Genomic DNA, 320 nt, shown 5'->3' with positions numbered 1-320 from the left:
TTGGCATATATACTATATGTGTTTTTATTATATTTACCCGTTCATCCGGGTGACTTTGCAAAGATGGGGGAGAAACTTGGAAAACTTTTATTCATATTTGAGGTCGCTCTATGATGAAGATGTAGATCAACGGATGACACATTATTTCTATCCGGACGAACTTTATGCCAACAATGGTTGCCTACCCAAAGCCGTAAACTGTAATTTGCATTTTGAGATTTTATTATTCTCATCCCCTTGTATATTAGCCAAGGTTACCACAAGGATAAAAGGTTATCTTTATATTGATTCTCAGTCTATTATTGCTATCTTTGTATTGT

At 34.7% G+C, this 320-nt stretch carries 1 protein-coding gene; it reads left to right on the top strand.

Features of this window, described 5'->3' with window-relative positions:
* Positions 1–97: 97 nt before the first annotated feature.
* Positions 98–320: hypothetical protein (locus D0T87_RS24385; RefSeq protein WP_203558791.1), on the top strand; the 223-nt coding region annotated here is incomplete at its 3' end.

It is taken from the genome of Bacteroides sp. 51, from assembly GCF_010500965.1.
Taxonomy (GTDB): domain Bacteria; phylum Bacteroidota; class Bacteroidia; order Bacteroidales; family Bacteroidaceae; genus Bacteroides.
This window is presented reverse-complemented; position numbering and strand designations above follow the sequence as displayed.